This is a genomic window from Streptomyces sp. NPDC094034 (assembly GCF_040303865.1).
Lineage (GTDB): Bacteria > Actinomycetota > Actinomycetes > Streptomycetales > Streptomycetaceae > Streptomyces.
On sequence record NZ_JBEOUD010000023.1, the window covers coordinates 103,913 to 125,718 of the forward strand.

Here is a 21,806-nt window from a genome sequence, read left to right on the forward strand (position 1 = left end):
CCGCAGGACGCGGCGCCTGCCCCAGTCCCCGACCGGACCGATGGCAGGCGCCGTGGCATGCGTAACGGCTGGCATAATCGCGAGACTTGCCGCCCGTCGACCACAGAGGACCCAGCATGGTCACCGCCCCCGCCGCGTCCGGCCCCGCCATCAGTCTCCGGAAGGTCGAGGAGACGGCCCCGGCGCTGGTCAGCCTCTACAAGAGCGCGGCGGTCTCGCTGACGAAGAACGGTCTGAGCGGACAGCGCGCGGCCGTCTATCTGGTGCTGGACTACTCGGGCTCGATGCGGGCGTACTACAAGGACGGCAGCGTCCAGGCCCTGGCCGACCGGGTGTTGGGGCTCTCCGCGCATCTGGACGACGACGGGATCGTGCCCGTCGTCCTGTTCTCCACGGACATTGACGCGGAGTCGGACATCTCCCTGGCCAACCACCACGGCCGGATCGACGCGATCGTCGCCGGGCTCGGCCATATGGGCAAGACCAGCTACCACCTGGCGATGGACACCGTCATCGACCACTACCTGGACAGCGGGTCGACCGCTCCGGCGCTGGTGGTCTTCCAGACGGACGGCGGCCCGATCAGTAAACCGGCCGCCGAGCGGTATCTCTGCAAGGCGGCCGAACTGCCGCTGTTCTGGCAGTTCATCGGCTTCGGCGACCCGGAGAGCAGACAGTTCGACTTCCTCCGCAAGCTCGACGACCTCGCCGTCCCCGGAAAACGGCGCGTCGACAACGCCGGGTTCTTCCACGCGGGCAAGGACCCGCGCCAGGTCGAGGACGCCGTGCTGTACGACCGGCTGGTCGAGGAGTTCCCGCGATGGCTGGGCCGGGCACGGGAGTTGGGCATCGTCACCTGAGCCCCCCGGCGCCCCCTGAGATTCCTGGGCTCCTGGCGCCCCTGGGATTCCCGGGCTCGTGGCTGCCCCCGAGCCCCCTTTGACTACGTGTCGCCGTGGGGCGGGGCGAGCAGCCCGTCGATGAGCACGCGTATCTTCCACGCGGCGCGCGTCGCCCCGTCACCGCTGGTCAGCAGCGGCGTCAGCGCCCGGATCGTGGGGTAGCGCTCGGCGGGCAGTGACCGGTAGAGCGCGTCGAGCCCGCCGGTGAGCGCCTGCTCCGCCTTCTCCCCCTCCTCCAGCGCGGACGAGGCGATGTACTGGCCGATCAGATCCACCGCCCAGGCGCAGGCGGCGTCGCTGATCCCGCCGGTACGCAGCAGCCGCAACAACTCCTCGGTGATACGCAGGCTGTGCGGGCCGGGCAGGGCGCCCGTCCTCCCGACGGTCGCGATGTCGTTGTGGGCCGCCAGCGCGGTCACCGAGCGGTCCACGAGCAGTTCGAGCCGGGCGCGCCAGTCCCCGTCCGAGTCGGTGGGCAGGTGGACGTCCGCCACGGCCAGGTCGTGGGCGAGAGCCATCAGCGCGGCACGGTCGGGCACGTACACGTACAGCGAGGCGGGTCCCGTCTGCACGGCCTGGGAGACCCGCCGCATGCTCACCGCCTCGCATCCCAGCTCGTCCACCAGGGCCAGGGTGGCGGCCACGATCGCGTCGAGGCTCAGCGTCGTCTTCGCGGACCGGGTCCGGGGGCGGGCGGGCATGCCCTCCATCCTAGCTTGACGAACACCGTTCGTCAGGAGCAGTCTGTCACCGTTGACGAACGCCGTTCGTTACGTCTTCCCTCCGAAGGGGACCTGTCATGACCTGGGACGTACACCGCCTGCCGCGCGCCGAGGGCAGGACCTTCCTGATCACCGGCGGAAACGCGGGGATCGGCTACTTCGTCGCCGAGCAACTCGCCACGACCGGCGCCACGGTCGTCATCGCCGGCCGCAGCGCGCCGAAAGGGGAAGCGGCGACGGCCTCGATCCGCTCGCGCGTGCCGGACGCGCGCGTGCGCCACATACCGCTGGATCTCGCCGACCCCGCCTCGATCGAGCGGAGCGTGTACGCGCTCGACACCGAAACCCTCGACGCGGTGGTCCTCAACGCCGGTGTCCTGCTGGACGATCCGCCGCGCCGCGAGACCGCCGCCGGGCATGAGCTGATGTTCGCCACCAACCACCTGGGGCACTTCGCCCTGACCGCGCGTCTCGCCCCGCTGCTCCACGCCGCGCCCGCCGCGCGGGTCGTCACCACGGGCAGCTTCGCCGCCAGAGGCGAACGGCTGGACCTCGACGACCTCCAGAGCACGCGCGACTACCGGCCCAAGCGCACGTACGGACGCTCGAAGCTGGCGCAGACACTGTTCGCTCTCGAACTCGACCGCCGGCTGCGCGCGGCGCACAGCACGACCATCAGCGTGGTGTCCCACCCCGGCGGCGCCCTGGACGCCCTGACACCGTCACGCGCCCCACTGCATGTGCGCACCACGGCCCAGAGGCTGCGCGGTCTGCCGCTGGGACTCCTCCTCCAGGGCAAGGAAGCGGGCGCGTGGCCGACGGTCCGGGCCGTCCTCGACCCGGCCGTACGCGGGGGCCGGCTGATCGGCCCCCGCGTGTTCGGTCTGCGCGGAAGGCCACGGTTCGAGCCGGTGCGCGAGCACTTCGCGGACCGCGACACGGCGCGCCGCCTATGGACGGCGAGCGCCGCCCTGACCGGCACGGACCCGGCCCCCGGTGCCGGGAGCGTCAGTGCAGGACCTTCGCCTTCGCCCGCTGGAACTCCTCGTCGGACAGAGCGCCCTTGTCGTGCATCGCGGTGAGTTCGGCGAGTTCCGCCGCGTGGGACCTCGCCGATTGGTCGTCGCCGCGGGCTGTCTCACGGACGTAGGAATCGAACGCCTCTCGCCGCTTCCGCGCCTCTTGCAGTTCGCGCTCTCCCATGCCGTGGCCGCGGACGACGACGTAGATCAGGACGCCGAGGAACGGCAGCAGAATCACGAACAGCAGCCAGCCGGTTTTGACCCACCCGTTCATTTCGCTGTCCCGGAAGATGTCGGTGATCACCCGGAAGAGCAGGAAGAACCACAGCACGGCCAGGCCGACCAGGAAAACCGTCCAGAACGCGCCGAGGATCGGATAGTCGTACGCCAGGTTCACGTTTCCTGCCATGACCCTCTCCTGACGGTGCGGTTTCGCGGATGTCTTTGAGGACCTTCGGGGTGCGGGATCTTCGCATCGATCGTCGCACCGTCCGCACTCGGACGCCACACGGGAACGCCGCGGGGCGTCACCGCCCTCACCGGCCGCTCTCCCGTCTCCCCGCGGTCCGCCCCAGGGTGAGGGCCAGCCCCCGCACCCGGCGCCAGTCCGTCGGCGGACCGGCGCCGGGTACGCCGGGACGGTCGCGCGGCAGCCGTACCCGCAGGGCGCGGGGCTCGATACGGCAGCGCACCGGAGTGGGCACGGTAAGGGCCTCGCCGTCGACACCGGCCTGGATGACGGACGCGTCGGCGTCGATGACGACCTCCCGGGCGGTGAGCGAGGTGAGGCCGGGGCCGCGCTTGCCGCGCAGCAGCAGGGCCGCCTGCACCGCGTTGTCGACCGTGACACCGAGCACGCCGAGGACCCCGGAATCCAGCGCCTCCCGGCGCCCCAGGCCCGCGGGGTCCCCCATCAGGTAGGCGTTGTTGCTCACGAGAACGGCCTGGGGCCTGTCGATGGTCGTGGCACCGGCGTGCACCGTCAGGCGGGGACCGCTGTGGCGCGTCAGCAGGTCGGGGAGCATCTGAAGCGTCGTCCGGGCCTTGTCCCCGCGATAGGCCGGGCTCTGTACGACGGCCGCGTACGCGCCGAACGAGACGTTGTTGACGAAGACGCGTCCCGCGCCGTCCTCCTGGGGCGCCGCCACCCCGAGGTAACCCAGATCGACACGGAGTTCGACGCCGTCGGTGAGCGCCTCCAGGCACCTCGACGGGTCCTCCCGGTCAAGGCCCAGGTCCATGGCGAAGTGGTTGCGGGTCCCGGCGGACACCACGACGAACGGAACGTCGCGCTCCGCCGCCACCGCCGCGACCAGTGCCTGCGTACCGTCCCCACCCGCCACCCCCAGCAGATCGGCGCCGGCGTCGACGGCCCGCCTCGCCAGCTCGGCCACGTCCGCCGGATGCTCCGGATCCAGTACGACGACCTCCGCGCCGAGGGCCCTGGCCCGTTCCACCAGGCGGAACTGCGCCACCTTTCCGCCACCGGAGCGCGGATTCATGATCAGGAAAGGGTGTTCCGGCGGAGCGGCCGGACGTTCGGGCATCCGTCCGGTGTCCTCCACCAGCGCCGCCCTGCCGACGGAGACCGCGAGCGCCCACAGGGCGAACGAGACGAGGACCACCCACAGCAGTCCGGCGAGCGCGTAGAGCACGAGGACGGTGACCGGCGCGAGGACCGCGAGCAGCAGAGCGAGCACCCGGATCACACCCTTGTGCGCGAGAACCCACCACACACCGGCCGCCGCGACGGCCACACCGGCCAGCCCCACACCCACCAGCACGATGCTCCGAAGCCCGGCGAACACGAGCGGGACCAGCAGCGCGCCCGCGCCCGCGACCAGAGCCAGGCGTGCGGCCCAGCGCCTGTTCATGCGAGGGAACCTCCCGTCCGACGCCGTCGCCCCCGCCTTTCCATTGGACACGCGTGGCGCGGTACGCGCATCAGCCGGCGCGGACGCCCGAATGATGACTCACCCGGGGGCGGACCTTCGGCGTTGAACGCTCAGGGGCTCAGTTCTGGGCCTCGCCGCGGTGGCCGCCGGGAGACGAAGCGTGGCGACGGCCCCGCCGTCGGGCGCGTTGGTGAAGGAGAGTGCCGCCCCGATGACCTCTGCCTGGCCGAGCGCGATGGTCAGCCCGAGGCCGTGGCCCCGGCCGCGTTCCGACGCCCCGGTGCGGAACCGTTGGGGCCCGTCGGCGAGCAGTTCTCGCGGGAAGCCCGGGCCGTGGTCGCGTATCGTCACGCAGGTCCCCGCCACCGTGACCTCGACGGGCGTACGACCGTGCCGATGGGCGTTGACGACCAGGTTGGTGACGATCCTGTCAAGCCTGAGTGGGTCGGTCTCGGCGGACTGGGCGTCGGCCGTGGTGAGTTGTGTCCGCAGCTCGGTGCGGACCAGTGACTCTCTGACCACCTCGGCGAGCGGAACGGGCCTGAGCTCCGCCCGCTCGGCGCCGGCGTCGAGCCGGGAGATCTCCAGCAGGTTCTCCACCAGGGTCCGCAGCGCCGCCACCCGGTCCCTGACCAGTTCCGTGACCTCCCCCTCGGGGAGCAGCTCGCTCGCGGTGACCAGACCCATCAGCGGGGTGCGCAGTTCGTGAGCGACATCGGCGGTGAAGTGCTGCTCGGCCACCAGCCGCCCGAGCAGGCCGTCGGCCATCGCATCGACGGTGGCGGAGATCTCGGCGATCTCGTCGCTGCCGTCGACGGCCGCTGTCCTGGCGGTCAGGTCACCTGCCGAGATCCGGCGTGCGGTCCGCGCCACCCTGCGCAGCCTGCGGTGGGGCAGTTCCGCGGCGAGCGCCGACAGCGGTACGACGACGGCCAGCGCGATGAGCGAATACGTCCACATGTGCCGGTCCAGGGCACGCCGGGTGAGCAGGTCGGGCGTCATGTCCACCTCCACCGCCACGGGGCTGCCCCGGTACATCTGTGCCGCCCACATCGACGGGTGGTCCCCAGGGCCGTCACCGTCGTACCAGGTGGCATACCCGTCTCTCAGACCTTGCGGGTCACGGAGTCGGCGCAGCAACTCGACGGGCATGAGCTCGGGCGACATCCGGAGGGAGTCGGGTGGGGTGGCGTCCCGCTCGTGGTCCCGCAGGTCCCGGGACAGCTGCGTCACGGCCTTGGCGCTGCCATCGTTCAGAGAACGGGCCAGGGTGCTGCGGTGGACCAGTACCCCGACGGTCAGCGCGATGGCGCAGCAGGCCATGGCGACAAGTGCGGCGATCTTCCAGCGCAGCGAACGCCAGTTCAGCAGGTCGCGCAGGATATTCACGTCAGCGCCGGAACTTGTAGCCGAACCCGCGGACGGTCTGGATCCGCTCGGCTCCGATCTTCCTGCGCAGCCGCTGGACGCACAGGTCGACCACGCGGCTGTCGCCGTCCCAGCCGTAGTCCCACACGTTGCGCAGCAGCATGTGCCGGTCCAGAACGACGCCGGGGTTCGCCGCGAACTCCAGCAGGAGCCGCAGCTCGGTGGGGGCCAGCGCGACAGGTTCGCCCGCCAGGAACACCTCAAGGGCGGCGGTGTCGATGGTCAGTTCGCCGAAGACCAGCGGGACGCGTCCGCCCGGGCGACCGGAATCCTCCGGCTCCGCCGCACAGCCCACCGGTTCGGTCGGGGGGCTGTGCGGCACTGCCGGGGCGTCGGCGGGGTTGAAGGTGGCCCGCCGCAGCAGCGAGCGGATGCGTGCCACCAGCACCCCTGTGTCGACGGGTTTGACCACGTAGTCGTCGGCGCCCGCCTCCAGGCCGCCGACCATGTCCAGGGCGTCGCCGCGCGCGGACATCATCAGGATCGGCTTCATGCTCGTCTCCCTGATGCGGCGACACAGCCCGATGCCGTCGAGGGCGGGCAGCATCACGTCCAGCAGCAGCAGGTCATGGCGGCCTTCCCGGAAAATTTCGAGTCCGCTCAGGCCGTCACTCGCGGAGGTGACGCGGTAGCCGTAGCGCTCCAGTGCGGTGGTGAGTGATCTGCGGATCACCTCGTCGTCCTCGACGAGCAGGATCGCCACGTGCGCCAGGGTGGTTCCCCCGGCCACTGGAACCGACATCTTTCTCCATCGGACGTAGGTGCTGGACGTCCATCATGCGACAGGGGGACTGGTCGTGGCACCGGTGAGGGTGCAGCCCTCGCGGGACAGATCCAGTTGGGATCCCTCGACCAGGCAGGCCGTGATCATATGAACCTGCTGACCATAGGCCCGGCCCTTTGTGGAGGACACTTCCCCGTTCGGGCCCACTTCACAGGGGTTGTTGTCGGTGCATTGCTGACCGTCGTCGTTGTGGGTGTTGTGGATTCCCACGACCGTGGAGCCGTCCGAGCCCAGCAGCGCCGAACCGGAGTCGCCGTGCCAGGGGGCGCAGTCTTCGCTCGTCGCGTAGCGGATGGAGTTGTCCAGTTGGTAGCCGCCCTCTCGCAGGTGGGGCACCACGGCCTCGGCGGTGCAGTCGTAGCGGACGCCGCTGGACGCCACGGTCAAGGGGTCATCGGCGCGTACGGGAGTGGAGGTGAGTGGGAAGACTTTCGCGCCTTCCGCCTTCAACTGCGCGTATGTCTTGTCCAGGCGGTAGAGCGCGACGTCGGTGCCGGTGATCGTCGCGTACACCAGCCGTTGCGTACGGGCGGTGGTCTGGGGATAGCCCTGACGGTCGGCGACATGCACCTCGCGGTCGGCCGGCTGGTCCACTATCGCGGTTCCGGGTGCGGGCCACTGTCCTTGCACGCAGTGACCGTTGGTCAGCAAGAGCGCCGGGTCCCGCGGCCGGGAGGCGGGGGTTTTGACCACTGAGCCGACGCAGCCGCCCAGATCCACCGAGCCCTCCACGTTCGGGATCGGATCATCGGGCGGCACGTCGGTGCCCGAGATGATGCCGTTGATCCAGTCGGTGTGTTCGGTGACATCGGTGTACAGCGTCTTGCCGCTTTCGTCGGGGCCGCTGACCACACCGGCCACCGCCCACTGGTCACCGTCGCGGACGAGCGCGGGCCCACCGGAATCCATGTTGGACGCGGCGACACCGCCGTCGCTGCTACCGATACACAACTCTCCGGGCCCGCTGGACGGACACGTCGAGATCGGCTGCACCACGGTGTCGGCCTCCCGCAGTCTCGTGGGGAAACACGACGTGTCGCCGTAGTCGTCGCAGGTCATGCCCCAGCCCATGATGCGGACGGGCGTGTTGTCCGGCGGCGTGGTCGAGGCGATCCGCACCGGCTTGGCCCGAACCGGGGTTCGCAGGTGCAGCAACGCGAGGTCGCGGCCCCAGAATCCCCCCTCGTCGCGACTGGTCGCCAGCCGGTAGTAGTGGTCGACCTCGGCGACCTCGCCTCCGGACGCGGTGTTCAGTGACCCGACCCGGACCTTCCAGCCACGCGGTACACCCGACTTCGCGTTGGTCGGGTTCCGGCCGGCGCAGTGGCTGGCGGTCAGGACCCATTGCGGCGCCAGGACCTCCACCCCGCAGCCGTGCTTGTCCGGTCGCGGTGAGGCGGGATACGACGGCTGGAAGGAGCCCATGAACGAGTAGGCCCGGGTGGACTCGGTGCCGCCCACGACGGCGTGCGCCGGTAGGGGGGTCAAAAGGGCCGCGGCGAGCGCGATCCCCGTCGTCAGGGCGGCGGCCGCCCTTCCGCCGGTCAACGTGTGCATGAGTGGTTCCCCTCGCGTCTGCCGCCGGCCATCGCTCCGGCGGGCTGGTGCCCGGGGACAGCGGTCGGCCGTCCCGTCAGGCATCGAGCCTGGACCCAGCGGCCCTCCGGAGGGTCTCTCGCGTGTATCGGGCGCGGCGCGACAGCCTCTCAGTTGTGTATCAGCGTGTTCGGGGCAGGTGGGATGAGCGGTGACACGCGTAAGAGGTCGCGATCGCGCGGTCCCCCGCACCCCGCACCCCGCACGCCGCACCCGGCACCCGGCACCCCGCACGCTTCGGGCTCTCTCGGCCGCGTGGCCGCTGAGGCATTCTTGACGGTTTGCGCCGCGACGCAGAAAGTCTTGCTCAGTAGTGGAGTCCGCTCGGCAGAGGAGACCGTGATGGCCCTGAAGTTCTTGGGAATCTGGCCGAACACTCCGGACGACGGTTCGCCGACCATCTGGTTGGATGACACGACCGGAGACCTGATCATCCAGTCATGGAAGGCAGACGCCGCAACCATCAGTGAGGCGAGGGAAGTCGGTTCGGTTCCCGGTCACACGACGGATGTGCCGAACCATGAGACCGTTATCCGCCTGCCCGCCAACATGCTTCAGTTCATCCCGCGCCCGGACAGCGAGGTCACCAGTGGCAACAGCGGTACGTGAGGCGCTGGCACACGCTCAGCGCTCGGCGATCCACCTTGAGATGCGGGACAGCTACATGCTCGACGACCCCGCGTTCATCCGCTGGCAGGCAGGCCACCGCGAGAACCCGGACGACAGGGCGTCGTGGTGGAGACCATGGCTGGATGTGGTGACCGAGGCGACCGGCCGAGGCGTTGTCATGCGCCGCCTGCGTGTGGTCTCCGAACCGTTGAGTGCCTATCTGCGGTACGAGTACGACGTTACGTTCACCAATGTCGCGGCGGGCGAGACGGTGCGTTGGCTACCGCGCTCACAAGCCCGTGACCTGTTGCTTCCCGTGCTGGACGGCTGGGTCATGGACGAACAGACCCTGATCCTGCATCACTTCAGCGGTGAGGGTCAGTGGACCGGCCCGAGGATGGAGGTCTGCCCGGATCCCGCGCTGGCCAAGCAATACGTGACGGCGTACGAGGCGGCATGGGAGCGGGCGATCCCCCACACGGAGTACCGGCCCGTCTGACGAGCCCGGACCATGGCCGCATCCGCATCCGCATCCTCAAGTGTCCGGCAGGCCCGGCAACTTCTGGCCGACCGTCTCGCGGAGCTGCGCCGGGACGCCGGGCTGACCGGGCGTGAACTGGCACGGCGGTGCGGATGGCACGCATCCAAGTCCTCCCGTATCGAGAACGCCCGAACGGCCCCGTCCGCCGAGGACATCCGAGCGTGGTGCCGGGTGTGCGGGGCAGAGGGGCGAACCGACGATCTGATTGCCACTTTGCGAGCTGTGGAGGGCATGTTCGTCGAGTGGCGACGCTTGGAACGTGCGGGCCTGCGTCAGGCCCAGGAAGCCCGCTTGCCGCTGTACGAACGCACGCGCCGGTTCCGTTCCTACTCCTCCTGGCTCGTGCCGGGAATGATCCAGACCCACGCCTACACAACGGCGGCGCTGGAAGCGATCCGACGCCGCCGTGGGCTCGTCGACGACGTGGCCGACGCGGTGGCGGCGCGTATGGAGCGTCAGCGAGTGCTCTACGAGGGGGGCCGCCGCTTCGCGTTCCTCGTGGAGGAATCGGTCTTGCGGTCGGGTGTCGGTGGCGCGGACGTCATGTCCGGACAACTGGACCACCTGATCGTCATCGGGGCGCTGCCCAACGTGAGTCTGGGCGTCGTGCCGATGCGCCCGGACCGTGCCCGCTGGCCGGCGGAAGGGTTCTGGATCTACGACGCGGCACAGGTCAACGTCGAGCTGATCTCGGGCTATCTCACGATCACTCAGCCCAGTGAGATCGCCATGTACGCGGAAACATTTGCCGAGTTGGCCGACCTGGCGGTCTACGGTGCGCGCGCCAGGGCCCTGATCCAGGCGGCGATAGACACTGTGGAGTGACTGCCCTGCAACTTCGTAGAAGGCGGTACGTGCGGAGAACCGCTCGGCTCTTACGTTGGGTTGCCAGAAGGATGAAACCGCGCGGAGTCGGCGAACGTCGGGCCCGCACGATCCGGAGGTATGGACATGCGCACGTGGTGGCTGATGAGGGCCGACGAGGGCAACCCCCAGGACGACAGCGACAGCGGCAACAAACACGGTGGGGGCGGCTCGGACGAGGGCGGCAACACCAACGACGGTCAGCGTCCGGCGGACGGCAGCTGAGTGAGTGCCGACAAGAGGGAGGAGGCGCGTCCCCAGGGGCTCGCCTCCGCGCTGACGGAGAGCGGCGCGCTGAGCCGCGACTGGCTGCCCGCCTTCGAGGCGGTACCGCGCCACCTGTTCGTACCGGACGTGATCTGGCCCGGCCGCGCCGGGATGAACCGGCAGAGCGACCGCGTCATCCGCGCCGAGGAACCCGACACATGGTGGACCGCCGTGTACCGGGACGCGCCCATCACCACACAGTGGGACGACGGTACGTACACCGGCCCCGGAAAGGGCACGATCCCCTCCAGCTCCAGTTCCATGCCCACCATGGTGTGCTCCATGCTGAGCGAGCTCGACGTCGCCGCCGGTCACCGCGTGCTCGAAATCGGCACCGGCACCGGCTGGAACGCGGCGCTGCTGTCCCATCGGCTGGGCGACCAGAACGTGGTGACGGTCGAGGTCGACGAAGCGAGCGCGCGCGACGCGCGCGAGCGCCTTGAGGCGGCCGGGTACCGTCCGACGACGGTCGTCGGCGACGGCGCCCGGGGCTTCCCCGGCGCGGCGCCCTACGATCGCGTCATCGCCACCTGCTCCGTCGGCAGCGTCCCCCGCGCATGGATCGCCCAGACCAAGCCGGGCGGCATCATCGTCACGCCCTGGGGTCCGACGTACGGAGGGGAGGCGGTCGCCCGTCTCACGGTGGCCGACGACGGCACCGCGTCTGGACCGTTCGTCGGCTCGTCGGCGTTCATGCGCCTGCGCGCCCAGCGAACGGACCGTAAGCATGTCCGCGCGTACCTCAAGGGCCGCAACTGGCCGGCGGACGGCGGCAGAAGCACGACGGCGCTCTCCCCGGACGACGTGGGGGAGTGGGCCGTCATGTTCGCCATCGGAGCCCGGGTGCACGGCGCGTACCCGTGGATGGAGCAGTACGAGGACGGCTCGTACACCCTGTGGCTACGGGACACGGCCGGTACGAGCTGGGCCACGGCGGACTACGAGCAGGGGCGGTACGAGTACGAGGTCTACCAGTCCGGCCCCAGGAAGCTCTGGGACGAGGTCGAGACCGCGTTTCGGTGGTGGGAGGAACGGGACCGCCCCGGGTTCGACCGCTTCGGGCTGACCGTGGACGCCGATGCGGAGCGGGTGTGGCTGGACTCCCCGGACGCGTTCGTCGTTCCGTGATCCCCAACCCCGCACCCGCTCCAGGTGGTTCAGGCGGGGAGCTCGTTGTGCTTGAGGGCGGTGACGAAGGTGGACCAGTGGTGGGTGGGGATGAGGATGGCGGGGCCGTGAGGAACCTTGCTGTCACGTACGGGGACGGTGGCGGGGTGGCCGTCGGAGACCTCGACGCACCCGCCCTCGGGGTTCTCGCTGTAGCTCGACTTGCGCCAGGCGGACAGTGCGGACGCGTCAGGAATCGTCTTCATCTTCATGTCCCTTCGATCAGGTTCAGGCGGGGAACTCGTCTCGCTTGACGGCGGTGACGAAGGTGGACCAGTGGTGGGTGGGGATGAGGATGGCGGGGCCGTGAGGAACCTTGCTGTCACGGACGGGGACGGCAGCGGGGTAGCCGTCGGAGACCTCGACGCACCCGCCCGCCCCGTTGTCGCTATAGCTCGACTTGCGCCAGGCGGGCAGAGCGGACGCGTCAGGAATCGTCTTCATCTTCATACTCTTTCAGGTATCTACGGATCAGGTCGAGAGAATCGTCATCCGTCAGGGCCATCGAGCGAGCCAGGTCCAAGCCCTCCGTCAGCTCAACTACTCTCTTTGTCGACTCTACTGCTTCGCCGGAGTCGAAGCTCTCGACCAGAGCGATCGTCCCGCCCTCTTTCAAGGTCATGAGGGTCAATCCTCCCCCCAACATGGGGTGCATCCCCTTGGAAAACGGGAGAACTTGGATCGTGATGCGAGGCCGGGCTGCCATCTTCATGAGATGGCGCAACTGCTCAACCATGTGCCGTTTTCGCGCCGTTGGGCGCCTCAGAGCGGCTTCGTCGATCATTGCCCAATAGGGAAGCGGTTCTTCGCGATCAAAGACCCGTTGTCTGCGCATACGGATTGCGATGCGCTCATTCAGTCCGTCTTCGGACTCGTTGGGGAGTGACCTGCGGAACAGCTCACGCGCATACTCCTCCGTCTGAAGAAGTCCGGGGATCAGGCTGCTTGTGAATACCTGGATTCGCTCCGCTGACGGCTCCTTGCTGATGAACATTCGGCTGTAGTCGGGAATCAGTGAGTCGTGCGCCAACTCCAGCAGCTCCGCCAACACGCCGTCCGTGTCGAAGAATTGGTCCAGCAAACGCACCAGCGCCTCGGATGGTAGCTGGTCTCCCAGCTCCACCCTGCCGAGATAGCTGTGCGAGTAGCCACCCACCTGTTCGGAGAGCTGACGGATCGACAGTCCCCTCCGTTCTCGCAGGCGGCGCATCCGTCGTCCCAACCGCAATCGCGGTGTGAGCTTGTCCGATTCGTTGTTCAGCTCCACTTGGATCGAACCTACTTTCGCTCAACCCGCCGTCCACCGCAGGCGTTTGGTGACAGCTCGGATATGTCTCCAGTGTGCCCGATGGGGGATCGTAATGACCACCCCTTCCCGACATTCGGCCCGCCGAAGTGTGGCTATTCCGTTGGGAATTCAATAGACGCCGTGGGGTCTATTCCGCATGGCCAAAACGGAAAGGTGCTCGCCATCGTGATGGAAGGCCGGCCGGACATCAGCCATCCCAACTCCCCCTACTACGGCTCCGTCGTACTGCGCTGGAGCCGTCATCCGAGTTGTGTCGGGCTCGCCCGGCTGGAGTTGCGCAAAGCGCTCGCCGGATGGGGGCTTTCCGCGCTGGAGGATTCGGCTGTGCTGATTCTTTCCGAGCTGCTGACCAACGCCGCCCGGCACGCCCGCGTATCGCCGGGGCGCCAGATCGAGACCCGGTATGTGCCGCGCCCCGACGGCATCCGTATCGAGGTGCACGACGCGTCGCCCGAGCAGCCGCGACCACGGGTGCCCGCGCCCGATGCCACTGACGGGCGGGGGCTCGTGCTCGTGGAGGCGCTGGCCGATGTCTGGGGGGTCAGTGAGCGGCAGGGGCCCGGGAAGACGGTCTGGGCGCATCTCTCGCTCCCGCCGACGGCCCCGTAGCCTCGGCCGTCGGCTCAGCGGCCGGCCAGCAGGTCCGCGTCGTGGGCCAGTACCGCCGCCTGTACGCGGTTGGCGCAGCCCGTACTCGTGAGGATCCGGCTGATGTGTGCCTTGACCGTACCGGCGCTGATATAGAGCTGATCGGCGATCTCCGCGTTGGACAGGCCGGTTCCGACCAGCCACAGGACTTCCCGCTCGGCGGCGGTCAGATTCTCGGTTCGGCGCAGGGCGGCCTGGGTGTCCTTGGTGGACCGTACGTGCTGGTCCATCAGTCGCCGGGTGATCCGGGGCGACAGCACCGGTTCGCCGTTCGCGGCGAGCCGTACCGACTGGATCAGCTCCATGGGGCCGGTGTCCTTGAGCAGGAAGCCGCTCGCGCCGACCCGCAGGGAGCGCGTGACGCTCTCCTCCTCGCCGAACGCCGTGAGCATCACCACATGGGTGGCGGGCGCGATACAGGCGATCTCCTCGGCGGCGGCGATGCCGTCCCTGCCCGGCATCTGGATGTCGAGGAGCGCCACGTCGATGTTTCGGTCGCGGCAGGCCGCCACGGCCTCGTGGCCGTCGGCCGCTTCGGCCACGACCTCGATGTCCTCGGCGTTCTCCAGGATCAGCCGGATGCCGGCGCGCATCAGCGTCTCGTCGTCGGCTATGAGGACTCGTATCACGCCTTCATCTTAGGTGGGGAGCGGTCGGGCACCGGGCGCCCGGGCGGTACCGGTCACGCCGTGGGCCGGCCGAAGAAGTTGATCAGTTCCAGGCTCAACCGCTCCGGACGCTCCTCCGCCAGATAGTGCCCCGCGCCGGGGAACTCGACGAATCTGATGTCGCTCGCCCGGTGTTCGTTCGACGCGCGGGACATCTCCATGAAGCGGCCGCCCGGAACCAGTACGGGCATGGTGAGTTTCGGAAAGTCGGCCGCTTCCTGGATGTCCTGGTGGAGTGTCCGGTACCAGCCGGCGACGGCTCGGATCGCTTCGGGGGAGTCGTACGCCCTGGCGTAGATGGCGCGGCTTTCCTCGTCGATCGCTTCAGGATCACCGGAGATCTTGTCGGCGTACCAGTCGATCAGGAGGCGATACCGGCCGGTGAGCAGGCGCTCGGGGAGGCCGTCGAGCTGGTTGAACCCGAAATGCCACGCGTTGCCCTCGTCGCCCGCGGGCAGGGCCGGAACGCTCGCCAGGAGCCGGTCGGGGGCTCCCGGGTCCCACAGCGCGAGCTTCGATGTGGCGTCCGGATGCCTGGCGGCGAAGAAATAGGCGATCCAGGAACCGACGTCCTCGCCCGCGATGTTGACCTGGTCATGGCCGAGATGCCGGACGAGTTCGTAGACATCCTCGGCCATGGTGGCCTTGTCGTACCCCGTCCCGGGCTTCTCCGAGTCGCCCATGCCGCGGTATTCACAGACGATGACCCGGAAGTGCTCGGCGAGAGCCGGCATCATCTTCCGGTACTGCCACCAGGTGCGGGGCCAGCCCGGCAGCAGCACCAGCGGATCTCCCGAGCCGCCGCTCACATAGTGCAGATTCACACCGTTGACCCGGGCATGGGCGTGTTCGAAACCGTCGATTCCGGTCGGCACGTCGCTTCCTTTCGTTGCCGGTGGGGTCGCGTGGGGCCGCGTGGGGACGCGTGGGATCGCGCGGGTTCCGGAATCTGACGGTCCGTTCAGGACGTACCGAGATCCGGCAGTTGCTCGGTACCGAAGCGCTCCATGAGCTCCGGTATGAGCGGCGGCATGGCGACCTCCTCGACGGATGGGGTCACACCGGGACTGGCGGGGGTCGAGGAGGCGACCATGAGTTCCTCTATGCCACCAGGGGTGAAGAAGAAGATCATCCGGGCGGCGTGGTATCCGCGGTTGATGAAGCGGTGCCTGGTGCCGCGCGGAACGAAGAAGAACCCTCCGGCGCCCGCCTTGACCCACTCGTCCCCGTTGAGGAATTCCAGCTCGCCGGAGATGAGGTAGAAGGCTTCGTCGTGATCGTTGTGCACATGCGGATCGGGTCCTCCGCCGGGCGGCACGGTCGCCTCCAGCAGGGTGAGGGATCCGTTGGTCTCCTCGGCTCCGACCTTGAGGGTGTAGGTGTCACCGGCGGCCCAGATGTGCTTCCCCGCCCCGGGCGGCACGAAGACGGCGCTCCTCTTGGTGTACCGGGGGTCACTGGCGGCGGGCTGTAACAGGCTCATTCCTGCTCCTTGCTCAGTGGATCGAGAACCGATCGAGAGCCGATCGAGAGTTTTGTAGCGATCGCTAGGAAACTAGCCATGGGGCATTGCCGTGTCAATCCCCAGAAGGGGCGGATCGCCAGGAGGCGCACGTCAGTTGGGGTTCGCGTGGGCGTGTTAGCGTGGGAAAACCTGCTTGAAAGGTGATGCATCCCCATGCCAGGTGGCCGTCCGCGCAGCTACGACCCCGATGCCGCCCTGGACGCGGCCATGCTGATGTTCTGGACCCATGGCTACGAGGGCACCTCCGTCTCCAGCCTCACGTCGGCCATGGGGATGAGCGCCCCCAGCATCTACGCGGCCTTCGGCGACAAGGAGACGCTGTTCGGACGCGTCCTGGAGCACTACCTCGCCGGGCCCGGCGCATACCTGGAAGCCGCCCTGGACCAGCCGACGGCTTCGGCGCTCGTACGCGCCCTCCTGGACGCCGCCATCGACACGGTCGCCGGCGACGACACCCCGCACGGCTGTCTGTCCGTCCATGGCGCTCTCGTGGGTGCCGGCTCGGCGACCGCGCAGCGGGTCCTGGCCCGGGTCAGTGAGAGCAAACTCGATCTACTGAGCCACCGGCTGCGGGCTTTCCGCGACCGCGGTGAGCTTCCGTCGGACTGTGACCCCTCCGGCCTGGCACGGCTCCTGATGACCGTCATCCAAGGGCTGGCCGTCCAGGCGGCGTCGGGAGCGCCCAGGGAAGAACTGCGGCGTATCGCCGACCAGATGATGGCGTGCTTCCCCACGCGAGCGGCGGCCTGACAGCTCGAACGGCGCGGCTGAGCCCCGACGCACACGAGACGCCGTCATCTCAGGACGGCCAGTGTCAGCAGAAGGACCAGAAACGTCACGGTGGGCAGGATGACGAGCGTGGCGGCGCACCCCGCGCCCAACACCCTTGGCCAGGTGAGGACTTCCGTCGACAGGGGAGGGCGGGTTCCCGTGCGGACCGTCTGACCGTTGGCGAGTTCGTTCGTGGGCGGCGGGGGGACGGCGAGCCGGGGCATTCCGTTCGGACGTGACGGCAGCCGGGCGGCCACCCGGAACCCGCCGTCCCGCAGCGGGCCCGCCGTGAACGACCCCCCGAGCAGGGTGATCCGCTCCTCCAGACCGACCAGCCCGCTGCGGGTTCCCGGCTGTGGATGACGACCCGGGCGCGGCGCCGCGTTGGTGACGGAGACCTCGATCTCGCCGGTGGTGCCCGCGACCTCCGCGACCTCCACGCGCGTGGGCGCCCCGGACGCGTGTTTGAGTACGTTCGTCAGCCCCTCGCGGACCACGCGGTGCACCGACTGGCGGGTGCGCGGACTCGGATCAGCCGTATCGGGCACCGACCAGACCAGCTCGACGGCGACACCCGCCCGCCGGGACTCCGCCACCAGGGCGCCGACGTCCTCATGCGTCCCCCGGCCCGCTTCGGGCTCCGATGTCACCTCCTCGCGCCGCAACAGGTTCAGGATGTCGCGCAGTTCCTCCATCGCCGTACCGGCGGTGGTGCGCAGCAGCTCGGCCTGGCCCGCCAGCGGTGGCGCCTGACGCGCGGCGGCCATTTCCAGCGCCCCGGCGTGCACCGAGATCAGGCTCAGCCGGTGGCCGAGGAGATCGTGCATCTCACCGGCGATACGGGTACGTTCCTCCATCCGCGCCGCCGCCGCGGTCAGTGAACGGGCCTGCTCCAGATAGGCGTTGCGTTCCCGCAGCAGACTGACCAGGGGACGGCGCCGCCCCAGCAGTGTCCCGGCGAGCGCGGGAAGCAGCACGAGGAGAACGGCCGAGATGGCGTTCCCGACCGTATCCGTCAGCCAGGGGCCGGACACGATCAGGCTTCCGGCGGTCGGCAGGACGACGGACACCGCGCAGGCGATCCCGGCCGCGAGCCAGGCCCGGCGGGGCGGCGTGATCCGGCGGGTGGCGGACACCACGATCAGCGGTACCAGCGCCACCACCCACACGTTGGGGCCCACCAGCAACGGTCCCGTGCCCACGACCGCCGGCACCGGCCGGTAGCGCCGCAGCGGTATCAGGCACACCGCGTACAGAGCCTCCAGCACGGCCAGTACCGGCCGCTCCGGCGGCAACAGCAGCAAGGGGATCAGCCCGAGGGCCGCCGCCGACACCACGGCCAGTGCCTCGGTGGCGACGGTACGGCGCGGGACCCGGCGCGCGGTGGCCCATCCCTCCGTCGCCTCGCGCCGTACCGCCCGCGCGGTGTGCCTCATCGCGATCCCCGCGCGTGTCCAGGACCGCCGCGCGCGCTCGGGCGGCAGCCGCCTCACGTCCATCCCCGCTCTCGCCTCTCGTCCCCTCGCCCCTCGCCGGGGTCCGCGCCCGGGCCCCTGACCGGCGGATCCCCGCGCCGCAACGGTAGCGTCGGCCGGATCGCCGGGCGCCTGGTGGGGGCCGTTCCTCACGCGGACAGTCGCGGACTCAGATCCGCCCTCAGCGCGGCGACGTCCACGTTCTGGGCGCGCAGCCACTGGCGGACCGGTGTCTCCTCGCCGTCCGTCGCGTCGTCGAGAAGCGCGGCCAGGAGATGCGCTGTTCCGGCCGAGGACGCGTGGTGCTCGGCCGCGAGGAGCCGCGCCGAGGCCAAGGTCCGCTCGGCGGCGGCGGAGAGCGGTATCTCATCGGATACGGGGGACGGGTCGACGGCGAGCGCCGCCTCGGCCGCCTCGGCCGACAGCGCCGACGCGTCCGGCCGCACTCCGTGGGCGCGCAGCAGAATCGCGGCCTCGTTGGGGGCGGCGACCTTGTCCGGCAGTGACCGTCCGGCGTGGGACAGCGCGCGGTCCAGACCCAGGATGGCCAGCAGCAGATCGATCGGCTCCACCGTGCTCCGTCCCCACCGCACGGCCTGGCGGTGGGACTCGACGGACACCGCGAAGAGGACGGGCGAGCCGTCGCCGAGCTGCTGGGACGGCCATGACATGAGCTTGCGCGTCAGCCAGCCGCTCCGGTCTCCCAGCAGCCCGGCCTGGGACAGGAGGGTGACGGCGGGGGTACGTGGCCGGTCGGTCCCGGGCGCGGCCGATGTGTCCCGCGCGTCGAGTGCGTCCAGGGCGGCGTACGCGACGGTACGGTCCAGCCGCCGCAGTGCGTACGCCTCCCGCGCCCTGGTGTCGGGCAGGTCAAGCAAGGCACGGGCCACATGCCGTGTGTACACCTCCCCAGCGGCCTCCAGGCGAGCGAGCCTGAGCGCGAGGAGCAGGCAGGCGTGCAGCGCCCCGGACGGCTCGGGCCACTCCAGGCCGTCCTTCGTGACCACCTTGCGGTGGCGACGGGCGGTCTGCCATCGCGCGATCCGCCAGGCGGCGGCGATCTCGTGCTCGTCGGCGGGCTCGCCCGGCGTCTCGTCGCCGTGATCGTCGCTCGCCCATCCGCTCCCCGACCGACCGGCGACCATTCCGCTCAGCGCGCCGGCGTTCCGCATGCCGGGCGCGATCGCCTCGCCGGCCGCCGAGTCACCCATGACCAGGGCGGAAAGCAGGTCCTCCGTGCCGACGGTGCGCGATTCGTGCTTCAGCGCACGGACCACCACGTCCACGAGAAGTCCGATGACGTCGAACCCGAACTCCGTGTCGAACTCCGCGTCGGACCGGGCGCTTTCGGCGGCGGTTCGCTCGGGATCGGCGGGCGTTGGGTACACGGTGTCGTTCTCCATCGGGCGGTTCCCCTCGGGTGCGGGTGGTCGGCGCTGACGCCGGTGCGGTGTCTGATCCGTGAACGACGCTAGGTGCCGGCCCCGCACCGACGCATCGGCCGACCGGCCACGCTCGCCGTCCGACCGGCCACGGCTTGCCGTCCGACCGGCCACACTCGCGACCCGATCGGCACCGTCAGGCAAAGTCCTCCGTCTCTATACTTCCCTAAACTTCCCCATCGGGTGATAGCTTGGGGAGCGATAGGTGCGTACTTGGAAGGAAGCGAAAGCGGTGCCACAGCAGTACTACTCGGTGGACCAGGTGGCGGAGTTGCTGGATCTCCATGTGCGGACGGTGCGCGGTTATGTACGGGACGGTCGGCTGAAGGCGACGCGTATCGGCAAGCAGTACCGGATCGCACGCGAGGATCTGGAGGCGTTCACTGGCCGTCCGGCGCCCTCTTCTTCCTTGGCTTCCCCCTCACCGTCGGCTTCCGCTTCCCTCGTCGGCCGGGGCGGGCGCCATGCCGAGGCATCCGTCATCGTGCGGATCGACGTGATCGGCCCCGAAGCGGCCATCCGTCTGACGAATACGGTCATGGCCGCCATCGCCCACGGCCAGGACGGCGGGGAGCGCCTGCGCGTGGAGACCGTCTACGACGAGGAACGGGCCGTGCTGAAGGTCATCATCCTGGGCGGCCTGGAGAGCACCGCCGAACTTCTCAAAATCGTCAACGCCCTGATCGGGCAACCGGAATGAACAGGAAGCCGGAGATGACGGAACCCACCGAGACCCCCCAGGCCACCGAGACCCCTCAAGTCCCCCCGGCCCTTCAGTACATCCACGGCATACCCGTCCTCCGCTGTCCGTCCGGCGGTGAACCGCTGCGCGGCGAGCGTGAGGCCCTCGACCTCATCGGTGACGCGTTCTCTCTCGGTGCCGCCTGGGTCGCCATCCCGGTCGGCCGGTTCGAGGACGCCTTCTTCCGGCTGAGCACCCGCGTCGCCGGCGACATCGTCCAGAAGTTCGTCAACTACCGGCTGCGCGTCGCCGTCGTGGGCGACATCGCGCGGCACACGGCCGCGAGTACCGCGCTTCGGGACTTCGTTCGCGAGAGCAACCGTGGCACACAGCTCTGGTTCGTCCCCGACATCAAGGCCCTGAGCGCCCGCCTCGCCCCCGAGTCGAAGGAGCTCCCCGCGCCGTAAGGGCCGTAAAAGGCGACAGAAGATGTCCGGTATCTCGTGTTGGCTGGACGTATGACATTCACCTGGGCCGATTTCGTCTCGGCGGAGCCGCGCTTCGCCGAGACCGTTCAGCGGCGATTCGAGAAGCACACCCACCATGTCCTTGCCACCCTCCGCAAGGACGGCTCCCCGCGCGTGACAGGGCTTGAAGTCTCTTTCAAATTCGGGGAGTTGTGGCTCGGCATGATGCCGAATTCGCGTAAGGCGCTGGACCTGAGGCGTGACCCGCGCTTCGCCGTGCACGCGAATCCGGGGGAGGGTGCCGAGATGGCGGACGGGGACGTCCGGGTCGCCGGACGGGCGGTCGAGGTCACGGACGAGGAAACGCTCGTACGGTTCGCTGCGGAGGTCGAACCTCCGCTTCCGTTTCACCTCTTCAGCGTGGACCTCGGCGAGGTGGTGTGGACCGGACTCGACGGAGAAGACCTGGTCGTGCAGGTCTGGCGGCCGAACGGGCCGCTGCGCACGGTACGGCGCGGTTCGGGCGAGGGCCCGCCGCGTGAGGATCATGGGTGATCGTCGAGCCGGTGCTCGGGCGTGCTAGGCTGACCGCGTTGCAGTTTTGGTACCCATGAACTTTATGTGCGCCTGACGGGAATGTTCCTCAGGCGCATTATTGTTTTTGCCGGCTTCTCCGGATGGGGCTCAATGCGGCGACGAGGAATCCGTAAAGTGCGGATTTCCGGCTCTGCACCTGTTTTAGGAGAATGACATGGCTACTGGCACCGTGAAGTGGTTCAACTCGGAAAAGGGCTTCGGCTTCATCGAGCAGGACGGCGGCGGCGCCGACGTCTTCGCCCACTACTCGAACATCGCCACCCAGGGCTTCCGTGAGCTCCAGGAGGGCCAGAAGGTCTCGTTCGACGTCACGCAGGGCCAGAAGGGCCCGCAGGCGGAGAACATCGTCCCGGCCTAATTCCCGGACGTGTACCTCGCAGCCGGGGCTCGCACCGTGCAGGTGCGGGTCCCGGCTCGCGCTGTTC

The 21,806-nt window shown here is 69.2% G+C and carries 27 protein-coding genes; 13 read left to right on the plus strand and 14 right to left on the minus strand.

Features of this window, described 5'->3' with window-relative positions; genetic code table 11:
• The first annotated feature begins 116 nt into the window (after positions 1–116).
• Positions 117–860 carry a vWA domain-containing protein gene (locus tag ABTZ59_RS21440; protein WP_351407843.1) on the plus strand — a complete coding sequence of 248 codons (744 nt, stop codon included), beginning with the start codon at positions 117–119 and terminating at the stop codon, positions 858–860.
• 83 nt (positions 861–943) lie between these two features.
• Here the strand turns inward: ABTZ59_RS21440 and ABTZ59_RS21445 are convergent, their stop codons facing one another.
• Positions 944–1,603: a TetR/AcrR family transcriptional regulator gene (locus ABTZ59_RS21445; RefSeq protein ID WP_351407853.1), complete on the minus strand. Its 660-nt coding sequence runs from the start codon at positions 1,601–1,603 to the stop codon at positions 944–946.
• Positions 1,604–1,701: 98 nt separating this feature from the next.
• Here ABTZ59_RS21445 and ABTZ59_RS21450 point away from each other — a divergent pair, with 98 nt between their 5' ends.
• On the plus strand, positions 1,702–2,706 hold the full coding sequence (locus ABTZ59_RS21450) for an SDR family NAD(P)-dependent oxidoreductase (RefSeq protein ID WP_351407864.1): 1,005 nt from the start codon (positions 1,702–1,704) through the stop codon (positions 2,704–2,706).
• On the opposite strand, the gene ABTZ59_RS21455 is transcribed toward ABTZ59_RS21450, so the two are convergent.
• The 5 genes from ABTZ59_RS21455 to ABTZ59_RS21475 all read right to left on the minus strand — a co-directional run bounded on the left by ABTZ59_RS21455 (position 2,633) and on the right by ABTZ59_RS21475 (position 8,310).
• Complete coding sequence (locus ABTZ59_RS21455) at positions 2,633–3,055, minus strand: SHOCT domain-containing protein (protein ID WP_351407869.1); 423 nt, start codon at positions 3,053–3,055, stop codon at positions 2,633–2,635. The genes ABTZ59_RS21450 and ABTZ59_RS21455 overlap by 74 nt on opposite strands.
• A gap of 127 nt (positions 3,056–3,182) precedes the next feature.
• Complete coding sequence (locus ABTZ59_RS21460; RefSeq protein WP_351407882.1) at positions 3,183–4,520, minus strand: diacylglycerol/lipid kinase family protein; 1,338 nt, start codon at positions 4,518–4,520, stop codon at positions 3,183–3,185.
• Positions 4,521–4,619: 99 nt separating this feature from the next.
• On the minus strand, positions 4,620–5,930 hold the full coding sequence (locus ABTZ59_RS21465; protein WP_351407899.1) for an ATP-binding protein: 1,311 nt from the start codon (positions 5,928–5,930) through the stop codon (positions 4,620–4,622).
• Between the two features lies 1 nt (position 5,931).
• The gene (gene cseB, locus ABTZ59_RS21470) at positions 5,932–6,711 is read right to left on the minus strand and encodes a two-component system response regulator CseB (protein WP_351407909.1); all 780 of its coding nucleotides are present in this window, start codon (positions 6,709–6,711) and stop codon (positions 5,932–5,934) included.
• 33 nt (positions 6,712–6,744) lie between these two features.
• Positions 6,745–8,310, minus strand: a complete 1,566-nt coding sequence (locus ABTZ59_RS21475; protein WP_351407916.1) for a trypsin-like serine protease — start codon at positions 8,308–8,310, stop codon at positions 6,745–6,747.
• A 381-nt stretch (positions 8,311–8,691) separates the two neighbouring features.
• Here ABTZ59_RS21475 and ABTZ59_RS21480 point away from each other — a divergent pair, with 381 nt between their 5' ends.
• From ABTZ59_RS21480 to ABTZ59_RS21500, 5 genes are all read left to right on the plus strand, one after another.
• Positions 8,692–8,958 (plus strand): hypothetical protein, encoded by a 267-nt coding sequence (locus tag ABTZ59_RS21480; protein WP_351407921.1) that lies wholly within the window; start codon positions 8,692–8,694, stop codon positions 8,956–8,958.
• Positions 8,939–9,457: a DUF6879 family protein gene (locus tag ABTZ59_RS21485; RefSeq protein ID WP_351407928.1), complete on the plus strand. Its 519-nt coding sequence runs from the start codon at positions 8,939–8,941 to the stop codon at positions 9,455–9,457. The genes ABTZ59_RS21480 and ABTZ59_RS21485 overlap by 20 nt, the downstream gene beginning before the upstream one ends.
• A 12-nt stretch (positions 9,458–9,469) precedes the next feature.
• Positions 9,470–10,324: a helix-turn-helix domain-containing protein gene (locus ABTZ59_RS21490; RefSeq protein ID WP_351407934.1), complete on the plus strand. Its 855-nt coding sequence runs from the start codon at positions 9,470–9,472 to the stop codon at positions 10,322–10,324.
• A gap of 120 nt (positions 10,325–10,444) precedes the next feature.
• On the plus strand, positions 10,445–10,588 hold the full coding sequence (locus tag ABTZ59_RS21495) for a hypothetical protein (protein WP_351407937.1): 144 nt from the start codon (positions 10,445–10,447) through the stop codon (positions 10,586–10,588).
• A complete protein-coding gene (locus ABTZ59_RS21500; protein WP_351407944.1) occupies positions 10,589–11,758 on the plus strand; it encodes a methyltransferase domain-containing protein in 1,170 nt (389 codons plus the stop codon).
• 29 nt (positions 11,759–11,787) lie between these two features.
• Here ABTZ59_RS21500 and ABTZ59_RS21505 read toward each other — a convergent pair whose 3' ends face one another.
• Genes ABTZ59_RS21505 through ABTZ59_RS21515 form a run of 3 tightly spaced genes read right to left on the minus strand, consistent with a single transcriptional unit; the run spans position 11,788 to position 13,064 of the window.
• On the minus strand, positions 11,788–12,009 hold the full coding sequence (locus ABTZ59_RS21505) for a DUF397 domain-containing protein (RefSeq protein ID WP_351407952.1): 222 nt from the start codon (positions 12,007–12,009) through the stop codon (positions 11,788–11,790).
• Between the two features lie 16 nt (positions 12,010–12,025).
• Complete coding sequence (locus tag ABTZ59_RS21510) at positions 12,026–12,247, minus strand: DUF397 domain-containing protein (RefSeq protein WP_351407956.1); 222 nt, start codon at positions 12,245–12,247, stop codon at positions 12,026–12,028.
• Positions 12,225–13,064, minus strand: coding sequence for a DUF5753 domain-containing protein (locus tag ABTZ59_RS21515; protein WP_351407964.1), 840 nt, complete (start codon positions 13,062–13,064; stop codon positions 12,225–12,227). The genes ABTZ59_RS21510 and ABTZ59_RS21515 overlap by 23 nt, the downstream gene beginning before the upstream one ends.
• A 195-nt stretch (positions 13,065–13,259) precedes the next feature.
• On the opposite strand from ABTZ59_RS21515, the gene ABTZ59_RS21520 reads away from it, so the two are divergent.
• Positions 13,260–13,715, plus strand: a complete 456-nt coding sequence (locus ABTZ59_RS21520; RefSeq protein WP_351407971.1) for an ATP-binding protein — start codon at positions 13,260–13,262, stop codon at positions 13,713–13,715.
• Positions 13,716–13,729: 14 nt separating this feature from the next.
• On the opposite strand, the gene ABTZ59_RS21525 is transcribed toward ABTZ59_RS21520, so the two are convergent.
• The 3 genes from ABTZ59_RS21525 to ABTZ59_RS21535 all read right to left on the minus strand — a co-directional run bounded on the left by ABTZ59_RS21525 (position 13,730) and on the right by ABTZ59_RS21535 (position 15,905).
• Positions 13,730–14,383: a response regulator gene (locus ABTZ59_RS21525; protein ID WP_351407980.1), complete on the minus strand. Its 654-nt coding sequence runs from the start codon at positions 14,381–14,383 to the stop codon at positions 13,730–13,732.
• Between the two features lie 53 nt (positions 14,384–14,436).
• A complete protein-coding gene (locus ABTZ59_RS21530) occupies positions 14,437–15,297 on the minus strand; it encodes an alpha/beta fold hydrolase (protein WP_351407994.1) in 861 nt (286 codons plus the stop codon).
• Between the two features lie 86 nt (positions 15,298–15,383).
• Entirely contained in the window at positions 15,384–15,905 is a 522-nt protein-coding gene (locus tag ABTZ59_RS21535) for a cupin domain-containing protein (protein WP_351408001.1), read from the minus strand.
• Positions 15,906–16,100: 195 nt separating this feature from the next.
• Between ABTZ59_RS21535 and ABTZ59_RS21540 the strand changes: the two genes are divergently transcribed.
• Positions 16,101–16,697 carry a TetR/AcrR family transcriptional regulator gene (locus ABTZ59_RS21540; RefSeq protein WP_351408006.1) on the plus strand — a complete coding sequence of 199 codons (597 nt, stop codon included), beginning with the start codon at positions 16,101–16,103 and terminating at the stop codon, positions 16,695–16,697.
• 44 nt (positions 16,698–16,741) lie between these two features.
• Here ABTZ59_RS21540 and ABTZ59_RS21545 read toward each other — a convergent pair whose 3' ends face one another.
• Positions 16,742–18,217 (minus strand): sensor histidine kinase, encoded by a 1,476-nt coding sequence (locus tag ABTZ59_RS21545; RefSeq protein WP_351408012.1) that lies wholly within the window; start codon positions 18,215–18,217, stop codon positions 16,742–16,744.
• 125 nt (positions 18,218–18,342) lie between these two features.
• Entirely contained in the window at positions 18,343–19,596 is a 1,254-nt protein-coding gene (locus ABTZ59_RS21550) for a Clp protease N-terminal domain-containing protein (protein ID WP_351408016.1), read from the minus strand.
• Positions 19,597–19,840: 244 nt separating this feature from the next.
• Between ABTZ59_RS21550 and ABTZ59_RS21555 the strand changes: the two genes are divergently transcribed.
• From ABTZ59_RS21555 to ABTZ59_RS21570, 4 genes are all read left to right on the plus strand, one after another.
• Positions 19,841–20,335, plus strand: coding sequence for a helix-turn-helix domain-containing protein (locus tag ABTZ59_RS21555; RefSeq protein WP_351408025.1), 495 nt, complete (start codon positions 19,841–19,843; stop codon positions 20,333–20,335).
• Positions 20,336–20,349: 14 nt separating this feature from the next.
• Positions 20,350–20,784, plus strand: coding sequence for a DUF4180 domain-containing protein (locus ABTZ59_RS21560; RefSeq protein ID WP_351408032.1), 435 nt, complete (start codon positions 20,350–20,352; stop codon positions 20,782–20,784).
• A 51-nt stretch (positions 20,785–20,835) separates the two neighbouring features.
• Entirely contained in the window at positions 20,836–21,339 is a 504-nt protein-coding gene (locus tag ABTZ59_RS21565) for a pyridoxamine 5'-phosphate oxidase family protein (protein WP_351408042.1), read from the plus strand.
• 196 nt (positions 21,340–21,535) lie between these two features.
• Positions 21,536–21,739, plus strand: coding sequence for a cold-shock protein (locus ABTZ59_RS21570; RefSeq protein WP_015607926.1), 204 nt, complete (start codon positions 21,536–21,538; stop codon positions 21,737–21,739).
• Positions 21,740–21,806 lie beyond the last annotated feature (67 nt).